Consider the following 20,832-nt stretch of genomic DNA (forward strand, 5'->3'; position numbering starts at 1 on the left):
CCTTGGGCTTCACCGAGTTGAATGGCGGCGCGCTCTTCGACGCTGAGTTCGGAATAGGACATGGGGCAACACCGTACCGGAAAGGTCAGGTGTTGCACTCAGTTTTTGCGGCCGCCCCCTAACATCACTTGAATCTCCCGAGGAGACACACCGCGCTCAATCAACTCACTCACAAAACTTGGTCGAAACCGAGAGGCCGACAATGGCAATGGGTTGCCCTCTTCATCAAGCAACCCCCGATCTTCAGAGAAACCCTTCATGATCTTATTAATCATATTGCCGGAAGAATTCTCAATGGAGTCAACCACCCCGAACTTTCTGGGAGAGCTTGAGCGATAGATGAATAACTTATTCTCAACTTCAGGCTGAGCTTCAGCGCGAAGATTACGGGTCAAGAATTTAATGTCATCAAACACCTGTTTTACTGCGCGCCCCTGAGAAGTTGTAAGCCACGAAATCTCGGCATGAAACAAATCAAGATGGTACATCTTCTCGCCATCTGATCGCTCTTTCCAATACAGCAAGCAAGGCCGATCGGTTAGATCGTGACGTTCGATAAAGTCATCGAGATCGAGACCCAACAACGAATCAGCGTTCATGCCAGTAACCTGGGCGAGCCGGATCACATAGGGTGCTAGCACCCGGCTGTCAATCTGATAGAGAACACCCCATTCTTTATAGATATCAAAGATCGACAATTCGGAACTTTGGATAATTGTAATGAAAGCCTTTTCATAAGCATCTTCACGATTGGCCGACTTGAAACCCAAAGGCTTGCAATTGAGTTTGTTCTCAAAGATCCAGCGGGCGTTTTCAATAGTGGCACACCCACGCCGAATCTTGCCATTAGGCGCAACGGGATCCTCCCCTACATGGCTCAGAACATACGGCTGTGCCAGACGGTTAGTCTCCGCAATCTCTTCAAGGATGGCTTCGGCAATGCGAGCACGTACTGGAGCAGAGTAAGGCTTGTATTGATCAGTTTCTCGCTCTGGGTCGAAGCCTTGGGCAGCCATGAAGGTCGTCAGCCCTAGCCCATTAATCTGAAGTGCACGCTCCATCATTTTCCGGGCCGAGCTCATCAGCGTGTTGCAATGGTTTGTCGACAACACGCGCTCAATAATTTTTTCTTGAAGATATACCCGAAACTTGGGCAAAGCATAGACGCTTACCAGCTCACGAAGATCTTCCAGCCCTGTGAATTCCGCCACCTTCAGATAGTCTCGAAAGTACTTAAACGCTTCGATAAAGTTTGCCTGACCCGATTCACTGCTGGCGTTCATCGACGCAGCGCTGAACACATGGAGCAGGTGAATAAATGGACGCTCCGGCTCTACTGACATGACATCAGATAGCCCATAAATGGAGACCGAACGAAGTGACTTGAAGGCTGCCTTCAACTTCCCCGCTTCCGTTAGCTCGACGGGCTTTTTCGACGCGACGCGCTCGACGACTGTTTGATACTCCCTATCTAGAACTCCCAGCGCTCTGAGGTCTTCAAGGATCTCCTCGAACGTAGACCGCACCAACTCATATTTCGCCCTGGCAGAGGGGAAGCCTACCAATTCAGGAACATCACTCAAATAACCTCGATATCGAATGGTGTTCGCCGCCACCGGAATCGCTAGCTTCTGTTCTTTAGGCATGCCCTCATACCAGGCAAGAAGCCTGCGGCGCCATTCGCAAGCGCCCGAAGGATGACCTGAGACAATGATCCCCTCATCTGCCATCGCATCCAGGATGGGCTGAAAAAGCGAAGCTTTATTCTTGACCGTCGAGGCACTCAAGCCGGTTTGTTCGATCACATACCCAGCAGACACCGCCAATTCGGCATTTTTGCTCAAGCAGATCTGAAGCAACGACTCTCGATCATCAGTAGCTAGGGCAACAAAGGACTCAATGGTCGCGTCTACCTGCGAGCCCGTTAACCGACTACTCATTTCATATCTCCCGCATCAATTCTCAGGCGCGTCCGGTCGGCGAGCTCAGCCATCTCGCCGGCCTTTGTTTTGGTCTCAGTCCCAGGGCGAACAAGCTTCTGATAGATGTCGTGAGGAATCTGTGTGTAAGTTTCGGCTGTCTTGAGCCGGGAATGCCCCAACGTTTTTTGTACGGCTACCAGCCGGTCAAGGTAGCTCGTGCCAATATCCGGCGTGCGGAGCAGGGCATAAGCATTCCCATGACGCAGCTTATGCGGGGAGATCATTCTGTTGATCTTCATAAGATTCAAGGCACGCTTCGAGGTGCGCTCAAGGAGCTTGGAGACGGAGCGCGCTGTGAACTCGCCACCCTCAGCATTCAGGAATGCAGGAGTGGTCTCGGAGCTGCCGAACTGGCGCTTGTGCATCTTGTACAGCGGAGAGGCGTGGTACTTCTTTATGCGAAGCAACGTTGCCCTGCTCACCAAGGTATCGCGAGGCTTGAAGGAATCAGCGGGCCCCTTACTCCCATCGATACGAAGGGGACAATAGTCGGCATTCACCGCGACAGAGGCACCGGGTGAAATGAACATGGTGTCTTGGAAGCGAAGAGCGTCATCAATCGCCCTCAGGGTCACGCGAGGGACTTCCGAGCGGCGAATGCCTGCGTCATACATGAACTGAAGGAGGCACCGCTCACGCTCGCTCTCGGTGGCAAGGATTAGCTGTAAGAGGTCGTCCAGGGAACAGGCCACCACCAGATTCTTGTTTGGACGCGGAGACAGCAGCCCACCCGCATACGGGTTAGCTTCTTTTCGAGGAGGAGGGACATCGTCCACCCAATTACAAAGCGACTTGTTGAAGAAGGCCATGAGCGATGAATCTCGATTGCGGACAGTCTTCTTCGAGATCCCCTCAACCTCGCGCAGGTGCGCAAAGTATTCTTGGATAACGTGGGTACGGATCTCCAGGTAAGCGGAATCCCGCTCACAGCTAGCGAACTCACGGCGGCTGCTCAGGTACTCATGGACATAACCAAGGTTCCGGCCAAAGGTCATGGCGGTCTGCTCAGCTATCAGCGCAGCTTGGAGTTGCTGGGAGAGGAAGCCGGACATTAGAGGCATCAGGCGCTCATCGTCATCAAAGACGGCTGCTCCTGTGACCTTCAAGGTTTCTTGAGCTTGATGCTCATCAAGGGTGTCGTCCCGCCTGGTCGGGGACTCACTGAGATCTAGGGGGTTGCCCCGTACCGCGATTACCTTCACTTCTTCCTTCCTTTTCAAAGCGGCCCGTACTATACACAATGTGCATTTTGATATGGGGCACAATAAACAGGCTTGGAAGGCTTACTGGGTTACGCAGTCATTACGTACTGTGCAGTTTCTTCTCGGGGGCATAAAAGGAACACGTCGGAGCTGCGGATATACAACTGCATCGACAGGTGACCGTCATGCACGAACGCCTGATACAGCAGATGGCACGGCGGCAGGGCTTGCTTGCCGTTGCGCGCGTTTTCCTGGGGGCTCTTGGTTTCGTCGGGCAGGTACTCGACGTTCCAGCCGTGGAACAGGATGCGACGGCTGTTGGGGTTGGTCTTAAGGGTGTGAACCATATAGTCGATCTGATTGATCGTGCCGCCGTCCTTGGTCGGCCAGGCGGTCCATTGCTCGCCGTAGACCGGGCCCAGGTCGCCGTCTTCGGTGGCCCATTCGTCCCAGATGCGCACGCCGTTTTCATTGAGCCATTTGATGTTGGTGTTGCCGCTCAACATCCAGATCAACTCGTTGGCGATGCTTTTGAAGTGCAGCTTCTTGGTGGTCAGCAGCGGGAAGCCGTCGGCCAGGTTATGCCGATACTGGCGAGCGAACACGGCCTTGGTGCCGGTGCCGGTGCGGTCGCCCTTGGTCAGGCCATTGGTCACGACGTCGTGCAGCAGTTCGAGATATTGCTTCATGTGGATACCCGTTTCGTTGAAGCCTGGGCCCAGCGCGGCTGGGCCCAGGCGTTCGAATTTAAAGCGCGGTGTTCTTCAGCGGCTGCGGGCGATTGTACGCCCACCACAGCAGGCCCAGGCCGACCAGGATCATCGGCAGGCTGAGGATCTGGCCCATGGTCAGCCAGCCCCACGCCAGGTAACCCAGCTGCGCATCCGGCACCCGTACGAATTCGACGATAAACCGGAAGATCCCGTAGAACAGCGCGAACATGCCGGACACGGCCATGGTCGGGCGCGGTTTGCGCGAGAAGATATACAGAATCAGGAACAGTGCCACGCCTTCCAAGGCGAACTGGTACAGCTGCGACGGATGGCGCGGTAACTGGGCCGGGTCGCTGAACGGCGGGAATACCATGGCCCACGGCACGTCGGTCGGCTTGCCCCACAACTCGGCGTTGATAAAGTTACCGATGCGCCCGGCGCCCAGGCCGATCGGCACCAGCGGCGCGACAAAGTCCATCAATTGGAAGAACGACTTGCCGTTGCGCCGACCGAACCACCAGGCCGCGATCATCACGCCGATAAAGCCGCCGTGGAACGCCATGCCGCCCTTCCACACTTCGAAAATCAGCATCGGGTTGGCGATATACGCCGACAAATCGTAAAACAGCACATACCCCAGGCGTCCGCCGACGATCACCCCCATCGACAACCAGAACACCATGTCGGAGAGTTTCTCCTTGGTCCAGGTTGGGTCGAAACGGTTCAGGCGCCGAGACGCCAGCAACCACGCGCCGCCGATGCCGATCAGGTACATCAACCCGTACCAGTGGATTTTCAGCGGACCGATGGCCAGGGCCACCGGGTCGATCTGCGGGTAAGGCAGCATTGCGACTCCTCGTTAAATCATTCGTTATGGCGTCCGGACCATGCCCGGGCGCGATTAAGCCTTCGTTACAGCAAAAAATTCAAACCGACGCACAATAGCAATCCGGCAAACAGCCGCTTGAGCAGGCGGGGCGACAGCCGGTGCGCCAGGCGTGCACCGAAGCGCGCGAACACCATGCTGGTCAGGGCAATGCCCAGCAGGGCCGGCAAATACACGAACCCCAGACTATGAGCGGGCAACAGCGGATCATGCCAGCCCAGAATCATGAAACTTAATGCACTGGCCAGCGCAATCGGCAGGCCGCAGGCCGACGACGTCGCCACTGCCTGCTGCATCGGCACGCTGCGCCAGGTCAGGAATGGCACGGTCAGCGAGCCGCCGCCAATCCCGAAAATCGCCGAGGCCCAGCCGATCACAGTGCCGGCCAGGGTCAGACCGACCTTGCCCGGCACCGTTCGACTGGCCTTCGGCTTGACGTCCAGGCCCAGTTGCAGCGCCACCAGCAGGGCAAACACGCCGATGATCTTCTGCAAGTGCGGCCCGGAAATCGCCTCGGCGGTCAGCGCGCCAAAACCGGCGCCGATCAAGATGCCGACGGTCATCCACACAAAGATCGGCCAGCGCACCGCGCCACGCCGATGGTGCTCGCGCACGGCATTGACCGAGGTAAAGATGATAGTCGCCAGGGACGTTCCCACCGCCAAGTGCGTCAGTACCTGCGGGTCGAAGCCCTGCAAGGTGAAGCTGAACACCAGCACCGGCACGATGATGATCCCGCCGCCCACACCGAACAGCCCGGCGAGCACGCCCGCACAGGCGCCAAGCACCAGATACAGCAGAAATTCCATGGGAGCCCCCGAAACAAGTCCGGCATGTTAACGGATGGAAGGCATGCGACCCAACTGGAGACGATGGAACGCTTCTGCTTGAGTGAGTAGAGTGGCAAAAAACACAAAAGGGATCGCCTGATGTGCTTGATCGTTTTCGCCTGGCGGCCGGGTCATGCCCAGCCGCTGATCGTCGCGGCCAACCGCGATGAGTTCTACGCCCGCCCTACGCTGCCGCTGGCCCAGTGGCCGGATGCGCCTCACGTGTATGCCGGCCGCGATCAGGAAGCCGGCGGCACCTGGCTGGGAGTGAGTGCCGATGGGCGGTTTGCGGCACTGACCAATATCCGCGATCCGCACCAGCCGCCGGCGCGTAAGTCCCGCGGCGAGCTGGTGGCGCGGTTTCTCAGTGGTTCGCTGCCGATTGACGAGTATTTAGCCGAAGTAAATGGCCGATCCATCGAATATGCCGGCTTCAACCTGCTGGTGGGGACGCGGGAAGAGATGTGGCATTACAACGCCAATCACACCGAGCCTGCCCGGTTGGAGGCGGGAGTGTATGGGTTGTCCAATGCCGGGTTGGATACGCCGTGGCCGAAGCTGCTCAAGGCCAAGGCAGCGTTAAGCCAGGCGCTGGATGATCCGCACCCGCATACCTTGCTGGCGTTGTTGAGTGATCCGCAGACCGCGCCGTTCGCCGAGTTGCCGGATACCGGCGTGGGGCTGGCGACTGAAAGCCTGTTGTCGAGCGTGTTTATCGCCAGCCCTACTTATGGGACCCGAGCCAGCACAGCATTGATCGTGAATGCCGACGGCACACGGTGGATGGTGGAGCGTAGTTTCGGGCCCGAGGGCGGGCGGCTGGGCGAAGTGGAGATCAACCTCTAGCCACACCACAACGCCGATGTGGGAGGGAGCAAGCCCCTCTCACAATTCTGATCGGTGTCAGCGTTATAGGGTTTTCGCCGAAGCCGGATTGATCATCCGCGTCAGCCCCAGGTTTTTCAGGGCCAATTGCAGCGAGCTGTGGATAACTTGCGGGTTGTCGATGGTCATCACCTCCGCCAGCAGATCCTTGGCCATGCTCAGGTTGACCTGGCGCAGCAGCCACTTCACTTTCGGCAGGTTGGTGGCGTTCATCGACAAGCTGTCAAAACCCATCGCCATCAACAGCACTGCCGCTGCCGGGTCGCCGGCCATTTCGCCGCAGATACTCACTGGTTTGCCTTCGGCATGGGCGTCGCGAACCACATGCTGCAAGGCTTGCAGCACGGCCGGGTGCAGGTAGTCGTACAGGTCGGCAACCCGAGGGTTGTTGCGGTCCACGGCCAGCAAGTACTGAGTCAGATCGTTGGAGCCTACCGACAGGAAGTCCACCTGCCGCGCCAGCTCCTTGGCTTGATACACCGCTGCCGGGATTTCGATCATCACGCCAATCGGCGGCATCGGTACGTCGGCGCCTTCGTCGCGCACTTCACCCCAGGCCCGGTGGATCAGGTGCAACGCTTCTTCCAGCTCGTGGGTGCCGGAGATCATCGGCAACAGAATACGCAGGTTGTTCAGGCCCTCGCTGGCCTTGAGCATGGCGCGGGTCTGCACCAGGAAAATCTCGGGATGGTCGAGGGTCACGCGAATACCGCGCCAGCCGAGGAACGGGTTGTCTTCCTTGATCGGGAAGTACGACAACGACTTGTCGCCGCCGATATCCAGGCTGCGCATGGTCACCGGCAACGGGTGGAACGCCGCCAACTGCTCACGATAGATCGCCAGCTGTTCCTTCTCGCTCGGGAAACGCTGGTTGATCATGAACGGCACTTCGGTGCGGTACAGCCCCACGCCTTCGGCGCCTCGCTGTTGTGCGCGGGCCACGTCGGCCAGCAAGCCCGTGTTGACCAGCAGCGGCACGCGGTGGCCGTCGAGGGTCACACACGGCAACTCGCGCAGGGAATCGAGGCCCAGCGCCAATTGCTTCTCTTCTTCCACCACCTCGGCATATTGCTTGCGCAGCACTTCGCTGGGGTTGGTAAAGACTTCGCCGCGATGGCCGTCGACGATCATGTCGATGCCGTCGACTTTGGAATACGGCAGGTCCACCAGGCCCATCACCGTCGGAATGCCCATGGCGCGGGCCAGGATCGCGACGTGGGAGTTACCCGAACCGAGTACCGACACCAGGCCCACCAGTTTGCCTTCCGGTACTTCGCCGAGCATGGTGGCGGTCAGTTCTTCACTGATCAGGATGGTGTTGTCGGGGTAGACCAGGTTGGTGCTGCGATCTTCCTGCAAGTAGGCCAGCAGACGGCGACCGAGGTCACGCACATCCGAGGCGCGCTCGCGCAGGTAGGCGTCGTCCATCATTTCAAAACGGTTGACGTGATCGCTGACCACCTGACGCAACGCGCCCTGGGCCCATTGGCCGGTCTTGATCACGGTCTTGACTTCGTTCCCGAGGGACGCGTCGTCAAGCATCATCTGGTACACCTCGAACAGCGCCCGCTCTTCGGGGCGCAATTGGGTGGCCAGTTTGTTCGAGAGGTTGCGCATGTCGGCGCGCACGCCTTCGAGGGCGGTCTTGAACAGTTTGATTTCGGCGTCGATGTCAGTGATGGTTTTGTCCGGCACCACATCGAGGTCGGCCGGCGGCAGCATGACCACCGCCGTACCCACAGCAGCACCTGGCGAACCCGGCACCCCGACGAACTTGGCTTCCTGAATACCCTTGCCCTGACGGCCCAGGCCACGGATGGAACCGGTGGCCTCGGCGTGGGCGATAACCCCGGCCAATTGCGCGCTCATGGTCACGAGGAAGGCTTCTTCACCTTCGTCGAACTGGCGGCGTTCTTTCTGTTGAATGACCAGCACGCCGACAACGCGGCGGTGGTGAATGATGGGTGCGCCGAGAAATGAGGCGTAGCGCTCTTCGCCGGTTTCGGCAAAGTAGCGATAACGCGGGTGATCGGCCGCATGTTCAAGGTTCAGGGGTTCTTCACGCGTCCCCACCAAGCCAACCAGACCTTCATTGGGCGCCATGCTGACCTTGCCGATGGAGCGCTTGTTCAAGCCCTCGGTGGCCATCAGCACAAAACGGTTGGTCTCGGGGTCCAGCAGGTAAACCGAGCAGACCTGGCTGCCCATGGCTTCCTTGACGCGCAACACAATAATCCCCAACGCCGCCTTGAGATCCTTGGCGGAGTTAACTTCCTGGACGATCTTGCGCAGCGTATTGAGCATGGCTCGGGGTCGAACTCCGTCGTCAGTCGCGCGCTAAAAGGCGCGGGGCAAGCTCTTTGAGAGCGCGACGATAAACTTCGCGCTTGAATGTCACCACCTGGCCCAGCGGGTACCAATAACTGACCCAACGCCAGCCATCGAACTCCGGTTTACCGGTCAAATCCATCCGCACCCGCTGCTCATTGGAGATCAGGCGCAGGAGAAACCATTTCTGCTTCTGGCCGATGCACAGCGGTTGGCTGTGGGTACGCACCAGGCGTTGCGGCAAACGATAGCGCAACCAGCCACGGGTACAGGCCAGAATTTGCACATCTTCGCGCTCAAGGCCGACTTCTTCGTTCAACTCACGGTACAAGGCGTCTTCAGGGGTTTCGTCGGGGTTGATTCCGCCCTGAGGAAACTGCCAGGCATCTTGGTTGATTCGGCGAGCCCATAGCACCTGTCCGGCATCATTCGTAAGAATAATCCCGACATTTGGACGGAAACCATCGGGGTCGATCACGGCAACAACCTCGCAAACGCATGTCGCCGCATTGTTCCACAAAGCTTGCGCAAGCGGCAACGAGGCTTCTTAGCTTATGTGCACTCTTGTGAAAAGACCGTATTCTGGACGCCTTTTTACAGACATTTCAGCGAGTAACTGCAATGCGCCTGGCTTTATTCGACTTGGACAACACCCTTCTCGGCGGTGACAGCGACCACGCCTGGGGCGATTACCTGTGTGAACGCGGGATTCTCGACCCGGTGGCCTACAAGGCTCGCAACGACGAGTTCTACCAGGATTACCTGGCCGGCCAACTGGACAATGCCGCTTACCTGAACTTCTGCCTGGAAATCCTCGGCCGCACCGAGATGGCCCAGCTGGACGCCTGGCATAACGACTACATGCGCGACTGCATAGAACCGATCATGCTGCCACGCGCCTCCGAACTGCTGGCCAAGCACCGCGACGCCGGCGACAAGTTAGTGATCATCACCGCCACCAACCGTTTCGTCACGGCGCCGATTGCCGCACGCCTGGGCGTGGACACCCTGATCGCCACTGAATGCGAGATGGAAAACGGCCGCTATACCGGACGCAGCACGGATGTGCCGTGTTTCCGTGAAGGCAAGGTGACGCGCTTGAATCGTTGGCTGGAAGAGACCGGGCATAGCCTGGAAGACAGTTACTTCTATAGCGACTCGATGAACGACTTGCCGCTGTTGGAGCAGGTGGCGAACCCGGTGGCGGTCGACCCGGACCCGAATTTGCGCGCCGAAGCCGAGAAGCGGGGTTGGCCGGTGATTACCCTGCGTAGCTGATAGCGCTATCGGGGCAAGCCCCCTCCCACAAGGACTCGGTTAAATGTGGGAGGGGGCTTGCCCCCGATACAGGCGACACGATCCAACGGGTTAAACCGGCTTGGCCCCCATCAACCCGGCAATCGCCACAAACCCCACCAGGCTGACCACCGCTAGCACCAAAGTGAAATTCAGGCTACCGCCCTCGCCCTTGCGCAACCGGTTGAGCCGCGCCACCAGCCAGAACCAGGCCAGCGCCGCCACGGTGTAGAGCAGGCTGGAGCCCAGAATCCAGGTCTGCCCCAACGGCCAGCCCACCAGGTGCACCAGCCACCAGCCGGTAAATGGCATGCTGAGCAGGCAAACCCCCATCAGCAACCATACGAACGCCCAAGGGCGCTGCACGACCACCGCCGGACCGGCGCTGCGTTTGCGCCAGGCCAACAGCGCCAGGCCCAGGCCGCAGAGCAACAACACCGCAGTGGCCGCAATGTGGATAACTTTGAGGGTGATCAGGGTTTGCATGTGTCGTATTCCTTAAAGGCCGCCCCAATCAGCGTAGTCGCTCAACCGAGGAACAGTTTGTAGGCCGGGTTATCGCTTTCGTCCCAGTACGGGTAACCGATTTCCGCCAGGGCCGCCGGTACCAGGTGACGTTCGTTCGCCGGCACTTGCAGGCCGGCCACCACACGGCCATCCGCCGCGCCGTGGTTGCGATAGTGAAACATTGAGATGTTCCAGCGCCCGCCCAATTTGTTAAGAAAGTTGAACAAGGCCCCCGGCCGCTCCGGAAACTCGAAGCGCAACACCACTTCATCGCTCACCTTGGCCGCATGCCCACCGACCATATGGCGGATGTGCAACTTGGCCAATTCGTTCTCGGTCAGGTCCAGCACCGGAAAACCCTGCTGGGTGAGGCTGGCGATCAAGGCGCTGCGCGGGTCGCTTTCCGGATGCGTCTGCACACCGACGAAAATGTGCGCTTCGCTGCCGGTGTGATAGCGGTAGTTGAACTCGGTAATCTGGCGTTTGCCCACGGCCTCGCAGAACGCCTTGAAGCTGCCAGGCTTCTCGGGAATGGTCACGGCGATGATCGCTTCGCGGCCTTCACCCAGCTCGGCGCGCTCGGCCACATGGCGCAGGCGGTCGAAGTTGACGTTAGCGCCGGAATCGATAGCCACCAGGGTTTGCCCGCTGACGCCTCGGGTTTCCACGTATTTCTTGATACCCGCCACGCCCAGCGCGCCCGCCGGCTCGGTGATGGAACGGGTGTCGTCGTAGATGTCCTTGATCGCCGCACAGATTTCGTCGGTGCTGACGGTGATCACTTCATCCACGTAGTCCTTGCAGATATCGAACGTGTGCTGACCGATCTGCGCCACCGCCACGCCATCGGCAAACAGGCCCACGGTCGGCAGCACCACTCGCTCGCCCGCTGCCATCGCGGCTTGCAGGCAGTTGGAGTCATCCGGCTCGACGCCGATGATCTTGATTTCCGGGCGCAGGTATTTCACGTATGCCGCAATACCCGCGATCAGGCCACCGCCGCCCACCGGTACGAAGATTGCGTCCAGCGGCCCTGGGTGCTGGCGCAGAATCTCCATCGCCACGGTGCCCTGCCCGGCAATGGTGTGCGGATCGTCGTAGGGGTGAATGTAGACGTAGCCTTTTTCATCGACCAGCTTGAGCGAATAGGCCAGGGCTTCCGGGAACGAATCGCCGTGCAGCACCACTTTGCCGCCACGGGAGCGCACGCCTTCGACCTTGATCTCGGGGGTGGTCTTGGGCATCACGATAGTAGCCTTGACCCCCAGCACCTTGGCCGCCAGGGCCAGGCCCTGGGCGTGGTTGCCCGCCGAGGCGGTGACCACACCGCGCGCACGTTCTTCGGCGCTCAGTTGGGTCAGCTTGTTGTAGGCGCCGCGAATCTTGAACGAGAACACCGGCTGCAAGTCTTCCCGCTTGAGCCAGACCTTGTTGCCCAAGCGCTCGGAGAGCTGGCGGGCGGTCTGCAACGGGGTTTCTACGGCAACGTCGTAGACGCGCGAGGTGAGGATCTTTTTGACGTACTGTTCAAGCATCGGAAAGCATCACTGGGCGGGTTGGGCAGGGCCAAGGAGTCTAACCCGGCTTTTAGCCGTACGACCACACGAATCCCGAGGTTTTGTTGGGGTATACTCGCCGCCCTCGATAACTCCCCGCCCGTTCCGGAGCCCGCATGACCCAGGATCAACTCAAACAGGCCGTGGCCCAGGCCGCCGTCGATTTAATCCTTCCCAAACTCGACGACAAGAGCATCGTCGGCGTCGGCACCGGCTCCACCGCCAACTGCTTTATCGATGCGCTGGCCCAGCACAAGGGCGCGTTCGACGGCGCCGTGGCAAGCTCCGAAGCCACCGCCGCGCGCCTCAAAGGCCACGGCATTCCGGTGTATGAGCTCAACACCGTGAGCGACCTGGAGTTCTATGTCGACGGCGCCGATGAAAGCGACGAACACCTGCACCTGATCAAAGGCGGCGGCGCAGCCCTGACCCGCGAGAAGATCGTCGCGGCCGTGGCCAAGACCTTCATCTGCATCGCCGATGCCAGCAAACTGGTGCCGGTGCTCGGTACATTCCCACTGCCGGTGGAAGTCATCCCCATGGCCCGCAGCCACGTAGCCCGGGAATTGGTGAAGCTGGGCGGCGACCCGGTGTACCGCGAAGGCGTGTTGACCGACAACGGCAACATCATCCTCGATGTGTTCAACATGCAGATCACCAACCCGGTCGAGCTGGAAACCCGGATCAACGCCATCGTCGGCGTGGTCACCAATGGCTTGTTCGCCGCGCGGCCGGCGGATGTGTTGCTGCTGGGCACGCCTGAAGGCGTGAAAACCCTCAAGGCTTAAGCACAGGTTGACTGTGGGACGGAGCCAGCCTCCTCCCATAGCCCTGTTCATGTAACAAAAACGCTACCTTTCGCAGCACCCCTCTCCAAAATCGTGCGCCAAATCACGACATGCAATGCCGTCGCTGGTATCAAATCCGTTACAACTTACAACCACGCGACCCCGCCGTTTAACAATGCGCCAATTCACAATCGCCCAGGGAATGAGGCGCACATTGTGCAAAGGGTCTCGGCTCAACCACTCCGTCACTTCAAGGAAGACCCTGTGATAAAGCCCCTCGCCTTCGCGATCGGCGCGACCTGCGCCCTGGTATCCCTGCAAGCCTCAGCCTACGAATACGGCGAGCACGCCAACACCACCCTGGAAAAGCTGATCAACGATTACCCCGGCCGGTATCGTGGCACGGCCAATTTCGCCGGCGCGGCCGACTGGATGCAAAGCCAGATGGGCACGGCCTACACCATCAGCCGTCAGGACTTCACCTGGAACAACGGCAGCCGCGCCTCGCAGAACGTAGTGGCCTACGCCGCCGGCACTCGGCCGCAGTACGTGGTAATTGGCGCGCATTTCGACACTTACTTTGGCCGCCCTACCCTGCAAGGCCTGGATGACAACGGTTCCGGCGCCAGTGTGCTGACCGAAGTGGCGAAGAACCTGGGCGGTCTGCAGCTGGAAAACGGGCTGCAGGTTGTCGGTTTCGGCGCGGAAGAAGAAGGCTTGCGCGGCTCCCGGGCGTTCGTTGACTCACTAAGCGCCAGCCAGCGCGCGAATATGCTGGCGATGATCAACCTCGACAGTCTGATCACCGGCGACATGATGTACGCCCACGCCGGCCAGAACAGCACCGCCAACCCCGCACTGGCGGCATTGCGCGAGCACACCTTCCAGATCGCCAAGGAATTGAATATTCCTTTGTTCACCAACCCCGGCCTCGACCCGCAATACCCCACAGGCACCGGTTGCTGCAGCGACGGCGAAGCATTCGAAGCGCTGAACATACCAATCCTCTATATAGAGGCCACTAACTGGGAACTGGGCGACCTGGACGGCTATACCCAGACCAATAACCCGAAAATCCCCGGCGGCTCGACCTGGCACGACCCCGCTGAAGACAACAAAGCGGTTCTCACTGATGCCTTCGGCCAGGCGCGCATTGACCAGCGTCTGCGCGACTATTCGCGCCTGCTCAGCCGCTTGGTGCTGGAGCTGACCAACGCTGACCTGCTGGCCTCAACCGCTTCCGGCGGCGCCGTCGCGCGCAATATGCAGGACAACTTGCAGCGCCAGCACCAGGCGATGGTGCGCCTGCACGATCGCCGCTGGCTGACCTTGCAATCGGCCAGCCGCGAGGTCGGCAGCTTTGACGGCGAGATTGGCGTGGACGGTGAATACAACCCCGACAGTGGCTTCGACACGGCGCCCAACCCAGAGGCCCGGCGCGTGGGCCTGCACGCCCTGGGCGATTACCAACTCAGCGCGAGCCTGAACATCGGCGCCAGCCTCAGTTACCTCAACGGCCGCGACAAACTGGAGCACCGCGGCAAACTCGACAGCGACACCTGGCAAGCTGCCGCCTATGCGCTGCTTAACGATGGCGGGCCGAGCTGGCTGGCCGGCGACCTGAGCATCGGCCACAGCCGCTTCGATAGCCGGCGCAACCTGCTGATCCAGGCCAATGGTGGGCCGATCCTGCTCAATCAACAGCTGACCGGCAGCACTGACGCATTGACGCTCGGCGCGCGGGTGCTGGGCGGCTACGACTTTGACCTCGGCGCAATCAAGAGCGGCCCGTTCGCCGGCCTGGACTACAGCCACTCACGCATCGATAAATTCCACGAGAAACAAAACCTGCGCACCGCCCTTGAATACGAGGAACAATCCTTCGACTCCCTGGAAGCCAGCCTTGGTTGGCGAGTACGCGGTACCGTCGCACTGCCTCATGGCCTAAGCCTGATGCCCTACGGCGACATTGCCTGGGTTGAGGAATTGGCCGACGGTCGCCTGGACGATCTGCAATTGACCGCCCGCGCCGATGGCCAGGCGCGTACCGCGCGGCTCGGCGCTGTGGATAAGCATTTTGGTCGCGCCCAACTGGGCAGCCAGTTGGCGATTACCCCACAGCTGGGGGTGTATGCCGAGGTCAATAGCCGCCTGGGCCATAGCGAAGGCAGCCAGACCGGCTATTCACTGGGTGTGCAATGGATGTTCTGATCAGGGCTTTTTGAACACGTAGAACAGGTTCGGCTCGCTGACCAGGTACAGCGCGCCATCGTCATCCATGGCAATGCCTTCGGCCTGGGGCACGCGTTTTTTCAAACCATGGCGTCCGTTGAGCAGAGACAGACTGCTCAACGGACGACCGTCGATGTCCAACTCCAGCACCAGAAACGACTCATCCGACAACGCCAGTAAATGGCCGCTGCGCTCGTCGTATTGCAGGCTCGACGGGTCGCGCACAAACAACCCGGCGTCACGCTTGGGGTTGTTGATCACATGCACCGAGTAGGTTTTTTCCGGTTTGAAATGAGGAAAGCCGTGCACCTCGTAGATCAGCATCGGATCGCGCTCCTTGGCGACGAACAGACGTTTGCCTACCGAGTCATAGGCCAGGCCCTCAAAGCCCTTGTTGCCGCCGACATGCACGCCCAAGGTCATTTGTTCGGCGTCCGCAGCGTCGAGGAACTCGGTGTCATCGTCCACATGTACTTTGATCAGCCGTTGCTGGCGCTCATCGCTGATGACGTAAATGTTCTCGCTGATGAACTCCACGGCCTCGGCATCGCCAAACCCGATCAGGGGAATACGCCGCAGGATCTTGCCCTCCAGGGACAGCTCGATCAGCTCGGCGTTTTTATTGGTCACGGTAAACAGGCTTTTGCGGATCGGATCATAGGTGAGGGCCGACACGTCATCATCCAACCCCTCAATCACCTGCGCCTCCAGCACCACGCGGTAATCCGCCAGGCCAATGGATTGCTCATTGGTGGGCTGGCGCCACGCCTGCCAGTTGAACCAGGCGCGCTCAAAGAGACGGAAGTACTGCGCAACAGCGACGGCGCTGATCACGATGACCAGCGCAATCATCAAAAGAATAGGTTTAGGGCGGGCAAGTCGACGCATTGGGCGAGCTCAAAGTCAAAAAGTGGCGAATAAATATCACGCCGGTCTGAATTTAAACTTAAACGCGCCCCACTGTCTGACGAATGCCGTTGAAAGAGAAATATCCGACGTATTTCGCCAGCTATTTCTGCTTTTCGAAACGATAGAACAGGTTCGGCTCGCTCACCACGTACAGGTTGCCGTCCTCGTCCATGGTCACCCCTTCGGCTCGCGGAATCGTGTCCTTGAGGCCGTTGAAGCCACCGAGCAAGGTCATGAAGCTCACCTGCTCGCCCTTTTCATCCAGCTCCAGCAATAAGTGAGAATCGGCCGATAACGCCAGCATGTGGCCCGTGCGCGAATCGATGGCCAGAGCCGAGAGATTGCGCATGTCCAACTCTTTGCTAGCCAGCTTTTGTTTATCGCCAGTCAGGGTCTGGCTGCCGTCGCTTTTCCAGGTGAACAATGCCGGTGGACGCTCTTCACCGAGCACCAGTTGCTGAGTGCGTTTGTCCCAGGTTACGGCCTCAAACGCTTTGTTCTGGTCTATGGAGGGGCCCAGGTCGTAACTGGTAAAGTCGGCTTTGTTCAACTGCTGGGTCGTGGCATCGACCTTGACGATGGTCAGCGTGTGTTGACGTTCATCGACCACCGCCATCAGGCCGTTTTCCAGCATCGTGACGCCTTCCGGGTTGCTCCAGCCGTTGAGCGGCATCTTGCGCAGCACGTCGCCTTGCAGGTTCAGCTCCACAAGAAAGGCGTTTTTGCCCATGACAGAAAACAGGGTTTTGGTCTGTGGGTTATAGGTGAGGTCCGACGCTTCGTCTTTTTCCATGCCCGGCAGCACCTTGGCATCGATCACCGCCTGATAGTCCGGCAGCCAGACACTTTCCTTGCGCTCGGCAGGGCTTTCAAATCGCTCCAGCACCCACAGCACACCGCGATCGTCCCAATGCATCGCCCACGCCACGCCATACACCACCGCCCCAACCAGAAACAGCCAGGAATACCAGCGCAGGGCGAAGCGGGAGCGGGGCTTGGATGTTGCAGAGGGCAGAGGCACGGCCATTGAGCGCTTTTCCGAGGAGTGAGTAGGGAATTAGCACAGGATCAATGGGCTCGCGTGCTGGGGTCTGAAGATTATCCGGATCGCGTGTGAAAAAAATGCAAACGTCGCTTAGTGAGACATGCTCAGACCGAACGCAGGAGGGGGTAAGCCCCCCTCCTAGCGCTCTTAGCGGACGACGCTTTCGAAGCGACTTACGCCCGGCAATTCCAGCACCAGTTCATCGCCTGCATTCAACGGGCCTACGCCGGCCGGGGTGCCGGTGAGGATCACATCCCCCGCCTGCAGCGAGAAGCAGCCGGCCATGTACTGGATCATCGGAACGATAGGGTTGAGCATCTGCGCGCTGTTACCGTCCTGGCGCAGTTCGCCATTGATGGTCAGGCGAATGCCGATGTCGGTCAGGTCCGGGAAGGTGCTGCCGACCACGAAGGGTGCAATCACCGCCGCGCCGTCGAACGACTTGGCGATTTCCCACGGCAGGCCCTTGGCTTTCAGTTCGGCCTGTTTGTCGCGCAGGGTCAGATCCAACGCTGGGGCGAAGCCGGAAATGGCATCCAGCACTTCTTCACGGCTGGGCTTGGCCGACAATGGTTTGCCGATCAACACCGCGATTTCCGCCTCGTAGTGCACCGAACCACGTTCTGCGGGAATAGCGAAACCGCCTTCCAACGGCACCACGCAACTGCCCGGCTTGATGAACAGCAAAGGTTCGGTCGGCACCGGGTTATCCAGTTCCTTGGCATGTTCGGCGTAATTGCGCCCAATACACACCACTTTCCCCACAGGAAAGTGGATATTGGTGCCGTCGACATACTTGTGCTGGTAGCTCATGAAACGACTCCTTCAGGGGCGGTTTAAACAGCGAAGATCTTGCCGGGGTTCATGATCCCGTTCGGGTCGAACACCGCTTTGACGGCTTTCATGTATTCGATTTCAACTGGCGAACGGCTGTAGGTCAGGTAGTCGCGTTTGGTCATACCCACGCCGTGCTCGGCGGAGATCGAACCGTTGTATTTCTCGACGGTTTCAAAGACCCACTTGTTGACGGTGGCGCACTTGGCGAAGAACTCATCCTTGCTCAGATTTTCCGGCTTGAGGATGTTCAGGTGCAGGTTGCCGTCACCAATGTGACCGAACCAGACGATCTCGAAGTCCGGGTAGTGTTCACCGACGATCGCGTCGATTTCCTTCAAGAACGCCGGCACTTTGCTGACGGTCACCGAAATATCGTTCTTGTAAGGCGTCCAGTGGGAAATGGTCTCGGAGATGTACTCGCGCAGTTTCCACAGGTTGTGCAATTGGGTTTCGCTTTGGCTCATCACGCCGTCCAGCACCCAGCCCTGCTCGACGCAGTGCTCGAAGGTTTCCAGGGCATGGTTGGCGACTTCTTCGGTGGTGGCTTCGAATTCCAGCAGCGCGTAGAACGGGCACTCGGTTTCGAACGGCGCCGGCACGTCGCCACGGCCGAGGACTTTGGCCAGGGCCTTGTCGGAGAAGAATTCGAAAGCAGTCAGGTCCAACTTGCCCTGGAAGGCATGCAGCACCGGCATGATCGAGTCGAAATCGGTGGTGCCCAGCACCATGGCGGTGAGGTTCTTCGGTGCACGGTCCAGGCGCATGGTGGCTTCGACCACAAAGCCCAGAGTGCCTTCGGCGCCGATAAACAGCTGGCGCATGTCATAGCCGGTGGCGTTCTTGATCAGGTCGCGGTTCAGCTCCAGCACGTCGCCCTTGCCGGTGACGACTTTGATGCCGGCCACCCAGTTACGGGTCATACCATAGCGAATGACCTTGATCCCGCCGGCATTGGTGCCGATATTGCCGCCAATCTGACTGGAACCGGAGGATGCAAAGTCCACGGGGTAGTACAGGCCGTTTTCTTCGGCGACGTTCTGCAACTGCTTGGTGACCACGCCCGGCTGGCACACGGCGGTGCGGTCGGTGAGGTTCACGTCGAGGATCTGGTTCATATAGTCGAACGACACCACCACTTCGCCATTGGCCGCAACGGCTGCGGCCGACAGCCCCGTACGCCCGCCGGACGGCACCAGCGCCACCTTGCGCTCATTGGCCCAACGCACAACCGCCTGCACCTGCTCGATGGTCTTGGGAAACACGATGGCGGTCGGCGCGGGGGCGAAGTGCTTGGTCCAATCCTTGCCGTAAGCCTCCAGGGAGTCGGCGTCGGTCAGCACTTTGCCGGGCTCAACCAGGGTCTTTAGCTCATCAATCAGGGCAGGATGGGTCATCGACAGAACTCTCGAACAATTCATGGTCATCCTGAGAACGCTTCACGTCGCAGGATAGGTGTTTAGCGGGGCGCATATGCTAGCATACCGCCCCCGCAGGACAGAGCCCAAGGGCGTTTCTGCGGTGACGGCTTTCCTGCCGTCCGGGTCAGCTTAAGTGATCCGACTCCCTGCCATTTTTCTCCGGGATACAGGTTTACGCAGATGAGCAAGACTTCTCTCGATAAGAGCAAGATCAAGTTCCTTCTTCTGGAAGGCGTCCACCCATCGGCTGTCGACGTTCTGAAAGCCGCCGGGTACACCAGCATTGAGTACATCACCAGTTCTCTGCCGGAAGCCCAGCTCAAGGAAAAGATCGCCGACGCGCACTTTATCGGCATTCGCTCACGCACTCAGTTGACCGAAGAGATCTTCGATCACGCCAAGAAACTCGTGGCGGTCGGCTGTTTCTGCATCGGCACCAACCAGGTCGACCTCAACGCCGCACGCGAGCGCGGTATTGCGGTGTTCAACGCACCGTACTCCAACACCCGTTCCGTAGCGGAGCTGGTGTTGGCCGAGGCGATCCTGTTGCTGCGCGGCATCCCGGAGAAGAACGCTTCCTGCCACCGTGGCGGCTGGATCAAAAGCGCGGCCAATTCCTTCGAAATCCGTGGCAAAAAGCTGGGCATCGTCGGTTACGGTTCGATCGGCACGCAGTTGTCGGTGCTGGCTGAAGGCCTGGGCATGCAGGTGTTCTTCTACGACACCCTGACCAAGCTGCCGCTGGGCAACGCCACTCAGGTGTCGAGCCTGACCGAGTTGCTGGGCATGTCCGACATCGTGACCCTGCACGTTCCGGAAACCGCTGAGACCCAGTGGATGATCGGCGAGAAGGAAATCCGCGCCATCAAGAAAGGCGGCATCCTGATCAACGCCGCGCGCGGCACCGTGGTCGAGCTGGACGCCCTGGCCGACGCGATCAAGGACAAGCACCTGATCGGCGCCGCCATCGACGTATTCCCGGTAGAACCTCGCTCCAACGACGACATCTTCGAAAGCCCGCTGCGTGGCCTGGACAACGTGATCCTCACCCCGCACATCGGCGGTTCCACCGCTGAAGCCCAGGCCAACATCGGCCTGGAAGTGGCCGAGAAGCTGGTCAAGTACAGCGACAACGGTACGTCGGTCTCGTCCGTCAACTTCCCGGAAGTGGCCCTGCCGGCTCACCCTGGCAAGCACCGCCTGTTGCACATCCACCAGAACATTCCGGGTGTGATGAGCGAGATCAACAAGGTTTTCGCGGAAAACGGCATCAACATCTCCGGTCAGTTCCTGCAGACCAACGAGAAAGTCGGCTACGTGGTAATCGATGTCGACGCCGAGTACTCGGACCTGGCGCAAGAGAAGCTGCAGCACATCAACGGCACTATCCGTAGCCGCGTGTTGTTCTAAGGCTTTAA

General features: G+C 59.3%; 17 protein-coding genes and 1 pseudogene. 5 read left to right on the plus strand and 13 right to left on the minus strand.

From position 1 onward, the window contains the following. Positions 1 to 98: 98 nt before the first annotated feature. The 5 genes and pseudogenes from YA0848_RS11550 to YA0848_RS11570 all read right to left on the minus strand — a co-directional run bounded on the left by YA0848_RS11550 (position 99) and on the right by YA0848_RS11570 (position 5,592). Positions 99 to 1,940, minus strand: coding sequence for a site-specific integrase (locus tag YA0848_RS11550; protein ID WP_198731300.1), 1,842 nt, complete (start codon positions 1,938 to 1,940; stop codon positions 99 to 101). Further along, positions 1,937 to 3,184 carry a tyrosine-type recombinase/integrase gene (locus tag YA0848_RS35985; protein WP_054895970.1) on the minus strand — a complete coding sequence of 416 codons (1,248 nt, stop codon included), beginning with the start codon at positions 3,182 to 3,184 and terminating at the stop codon, positions 1,937 to 1,939. Before YA0848_RS35985 ends, YA0848_RS11550 begins: the two co-directional genes overlap by 4 nt. A 95-nt stretch (positions 3,185 to 3,279) precedes the next feature. Beyond that, positions 3,280 to 3,873, minus strand: a pseudogene (gene thyA, locus YA0848_RS11560) (thymidylate synthase); the annotation flags it as partial. A 58-nt stretch (positions 3,874 to 3,931) separates the two neighbouring features. After that, on the minus strand, positions 3,932 to 4,744 hold the full coding sequence (gene lgt / locus YA0848_RS11565; protein ID WP_034101323.1) for a prolipoprotein diacylglyceryl transferase: 813 nt from the start codon (positions 4,742 to 4,744) through the stop codon (positions 3,932 to 3,934). A gap of 65 nt (positions 4,745 to 4,809) precedes the next feature. After that, entirely contained in the window at positions 4,810 to 5,592 is a 783-nt protein-coding gene (locus YA0848_RS11570; RefSeq protein ID WP_034101324.1) for a sulfite exporter TauE/SafE family protein, read from the minus strand. A 120-nt stretch (positions 5,593 to 5,712) separates the two neighbouring features. On the opposite strand from YA0848_RS11570, the gene YA0848_RS11575 reads away from it, so the two are divergent. Continuing rightward, a complete protein-coding gene (locus YA0848_RS11575; RefSeq protein ID WP_169867601.1) occupies positions 5,713 to 6,459 on the plus strand; it encodes an NRDE family protein in 747 nt (248 codons plus the stop codon). Positions 6,460 to 6,522: 63 nt separating this feature from the next. Here YA0848_RS11575 and ptsP read toward each other — a convergent pair whose 3' ends face one another. Both ptsP and YA0848_RS11585 read right to left on the minus strand, forming a co-directional pair. Beyond that, positions 6,523 to 8,802: a phosphoenolpyruvate--protein phosphotransferase gene (ptsP, locus tag YA0848_RS11580; RefSeq protein ID WP_034101326.1), complete on the minus strand. Its 2,280-nt coding sequence runs from the start codon at positions 8,800 to 8,802 to the stop codon at positions 6,523 to 6,525. A 22-nt stretch (positions 8,803 to 8,824) separates the two neighbouring features. After that, a complete protein-coding gene (locus YA0848_RS11585; protein ID WP_003176750.1) occupies positions 8,825 to 9,304 on the minus strand; it encodes an RNA pyrophosphohydrolase in 480 nt (159 codons plus the stop codon). A gap of 143 nt (positions 9,305 to 9,447) precedes the next feature. On the opposite strand from YA0848_RS11585, the gene YA0848_RS11590 reads away from it, so the two are divergent. Then, positions 9,448 to 10,104, plus strand: coding sequence for an HAD family hydrolase (locus YA0848_RS11590; protein ID WP_034101327.1), 657 nt, complete (start codon positions 9,448 to 9,450; stop codon positions 10,102 to 10,104). A 90-nt stretch (positions 10,105 to 10,194) separates the two neighbouring features. On the opposite strand, the gene YA0848_RS11595 is transcribed toward YA0848_RS11590, so the two are convergent. Both YA0848_RS11595 and ilvA read right to left on the minus strand, forming a co-directional pair. Beyond that, positions 10,195 to 10,608 carry a DUF2269 family protein gene (locus tag YA0848_RS11595; RefSeq protein WP_034101329.1) on the minus strand — a complete coding sequence of 138 codons (414 nt, stop codon included), beginning with the start codon at positions 10,606 to 10,608 and terminating at the stop codon, positions 10,195 to 10,197. 41 nt (positions 10,609 to 10,649) lie between these two features. Beyond that, the gene (gene ilvA / locus YA0848_RS11600) at positions 10,650 to 12,164 is read right to left on the minus strand and encodes a threonine ammonia-lyase, biosynthetic (protein WP_034101330.1); all 1,515 of its coding nucleotides are present in this window, start codon (positions 12,162 to 12,164) and stop codon (positions 10,650 to 10,652) included. Positions 12,165 to 12,301: 137 nt separating this feature from the next. Between ilvA and rpiA the strand changes: the two genes are divergently transcribed. Together rpiA and YA0848_RS11610 are read left to right on the plus strand one after the other, a co-directional pair. Then, positions 12,302 to 12,973 carry a ribose-5-phosphate isomerase RpiA gene (rpiA, locus tag YA0848_RS11605; protein ID WP_034101332.1) on the plus strand — a complete coding sequence of 224 codons (672 nt, stop codon included), beginning with the start codon at positions 12,302 to 12,304 and terminating at the stop codon, positions 12,971 to 12,973. 264 nt (positions 12,974 to 13,237) lie between these two features. Next, positions 13,238 to 15,184, plus strand: a complete 1,947-nt coding sequence (locus YA0848_RS11610) for an autotransporter domain-containing protein (RefSeq protein WP_034115400.1) — start codon at positions 13,238 to 13,240, stop codon at positions 15,182 to 15,184. Here the strand turns inward: YA0848_RS11610 and YA0848_RS11615 are convergent, their stop codons facing one another. From YA0848_RS11615 to YA0848_RS11630, 4 genes are all read right to left on the minus strand, one after another. Then, entirely contained in the window at positions 15,185 to 16,093 is a 909-nt protein-coding gene (locus YA0848_RS11615) for an SdiA-regulated domain-containing protein (protein ID WP_198712558.1), read from the minus strand. A 121-nt stretch (positions 16,094 to 16,214) separates the two neighbouring features. Beyond that, on the minus strand, positions 16,215 to 17,141 hold the full coding sequence (locus YA0848_RS11620) for an SdiA-regulated domain-containing protein (RefSeq protein ID WP_184316003.1): 927 nt from the start codon (positions 17,139 to 17,141) through the stop codon (positions 16,215 to 16,217). Between the two features lie 165 nt (positions 17,142 to 17,306). Then, positions 17,307 to 17,972 carry a fumarylacetoacetate hydrolase family protein gene (locus YA0848_RS11625; protein ID WP_034101337.1) on the minus strand — a complete coding sequence of 222 codons (666 nt, stop codon included), beginning with the start codon at positions 17,970 to 17,972 and terminating at the stop codon, positions 17,307 to 17,309. A gap of 23 nt (positions 17,973 to 17,995) precedes the next feature. Beyond that, entirely contained in the window at positions 17,996 to 19,390 is a 1,395-nt protein-coding gene (locus tag YA0848_RS11630; protein ID WP_034101339.1) for an FAD-binding oxidoreductase, read from the minus strand. Between the two features lie 204 nt (positions 19,391 to 19,594). Here YA0848_RS11630 and serA point away from each other — a divergent pair, with 204 nt between their 5' ends. Further along, positions 19,595 to 20,824 (plus strand): phosphoglycerate dehydrogenase, encoded by a 1,230-nt coding sequence (serA, locus tag YA0848_RS11635; RefSeq protein ID WP_034101340.1) that lies wholly within the window; start codon positions 19,595 to 19,597, stop codon positions 20,822 to 20,824. The last annotated feature ends 8 nt before the right edge of the window (positions 20,825 to 20,832 follow it).

The sequence above is a fragment of the Pseudomonas sp. S4_EA_1b genome, assembly GCF_016307435.1.
Classification (GTDB): domain Bacteria; phylum Pseudomonadota; class Gammaproteobacteria; order Pseudomonadales; family Pseudomonadaceae; genus Aquipseudomonas; species Aquipseudomonas rhodesiae.

Bases quoted from the DNA above. Each gene is read 5' to 3' on its own strand.
- YA0848_RS11550 (WP_198731300.1), bottom strand. From the start codon at position 1,940: ATGAGTAGTCGGTTAACGGGCTCGCAGGTAGACGCGACCATTGAGTCC.
- lgt (WP_034101323.1), bottom strand. From the start codon at position 4,744: ATGCTGCCTTACCCGCAGATCGACCCGGTGGCCCTGGCCATCGGTCCG.
- YA0848_RS11570 (WP_034101324.1), bottom strand. From the start codon at position 5,592: ATGGAATTTCTGCTGTATCTGGTGCTTGGCGCCTGTGCGGGCGTGCTC.
- YA0848_RS11575 (WP_169867601.1), top strand. From the start codon at position 5,713: ATGTGCTTGATCGTTTTCGCCTGGCGGCCGGGTCATGCCCAGCCGCTG.
- ptsP (WP_034101326.1), bottom strand. From the start codon at position 8,802: ATGCTCAATACGCTGCGCAAGATCGTCCAGGAAGTTAACTCCGCCAAG.
- YA0848_RS11590 (WP_034101327.1), top strand. From the start codon at position 9,448: ATGCGCCTGGCTTTATTCGACTTGGACAACACCCTTCTCGGCGGTGAC.
- YA0848_RS11595 (WP_034101329.1), bottom strand. From the start codon at position 10,608: ATGCAAACCCTGATCACCCTCAAAGTTATCCACATTGCGGCCACTGCG.
- ilvA (WP_034101330.1), bottom strand. From the start codon at position 12,164: ATGCTTGAACAGTACGTCAAAAAGATCCTCACCTCGCGCGTCTACGAC.
- rpiA (WP_034101332.1), top strand. From the start codon at position 12,302: ATGACCCAGGATCAACTCAAACAGGCCGTGGCCCAGGCCGCCGTCGAT.
- YA0848_RS11615 (WP_198712558.1), bottom strand. From the start codon at position 16,093: ATGCGTCGACTTGCCCGCCCTAAACCTATTCTTTTGATGATTGCGCTG.
- YA0848_RS11620 (WP_184316003.1), bottom strand. From the start codon at position 17,141: ATGGCCGTGCCTCTGCCCTCTGCAACATCCAAGCCCCGCTCCCGCTTC.
- YA0848_RS11625 (WP_034101337.1), bottom strand. From the start codon at position 17,972: ATGAGCTACCAGCACAAGTATGTCGACGGCACCAATATCCACTTTCCT.
- YA0848_RS11630 (WP_034101339.1), bottom strand. From the start codon at position 19,390: ATGACCCATCCTGCCCTGATTGATGAGCTAAAGACCCTGGTTGAGCCC.
- serA (WP_034101340.1), top strand. From the start codon at position 19,595: ATGAGCAAGACTTCTCTCGATAAGAGCAAGATCAAGTTCCTTCTTCTG.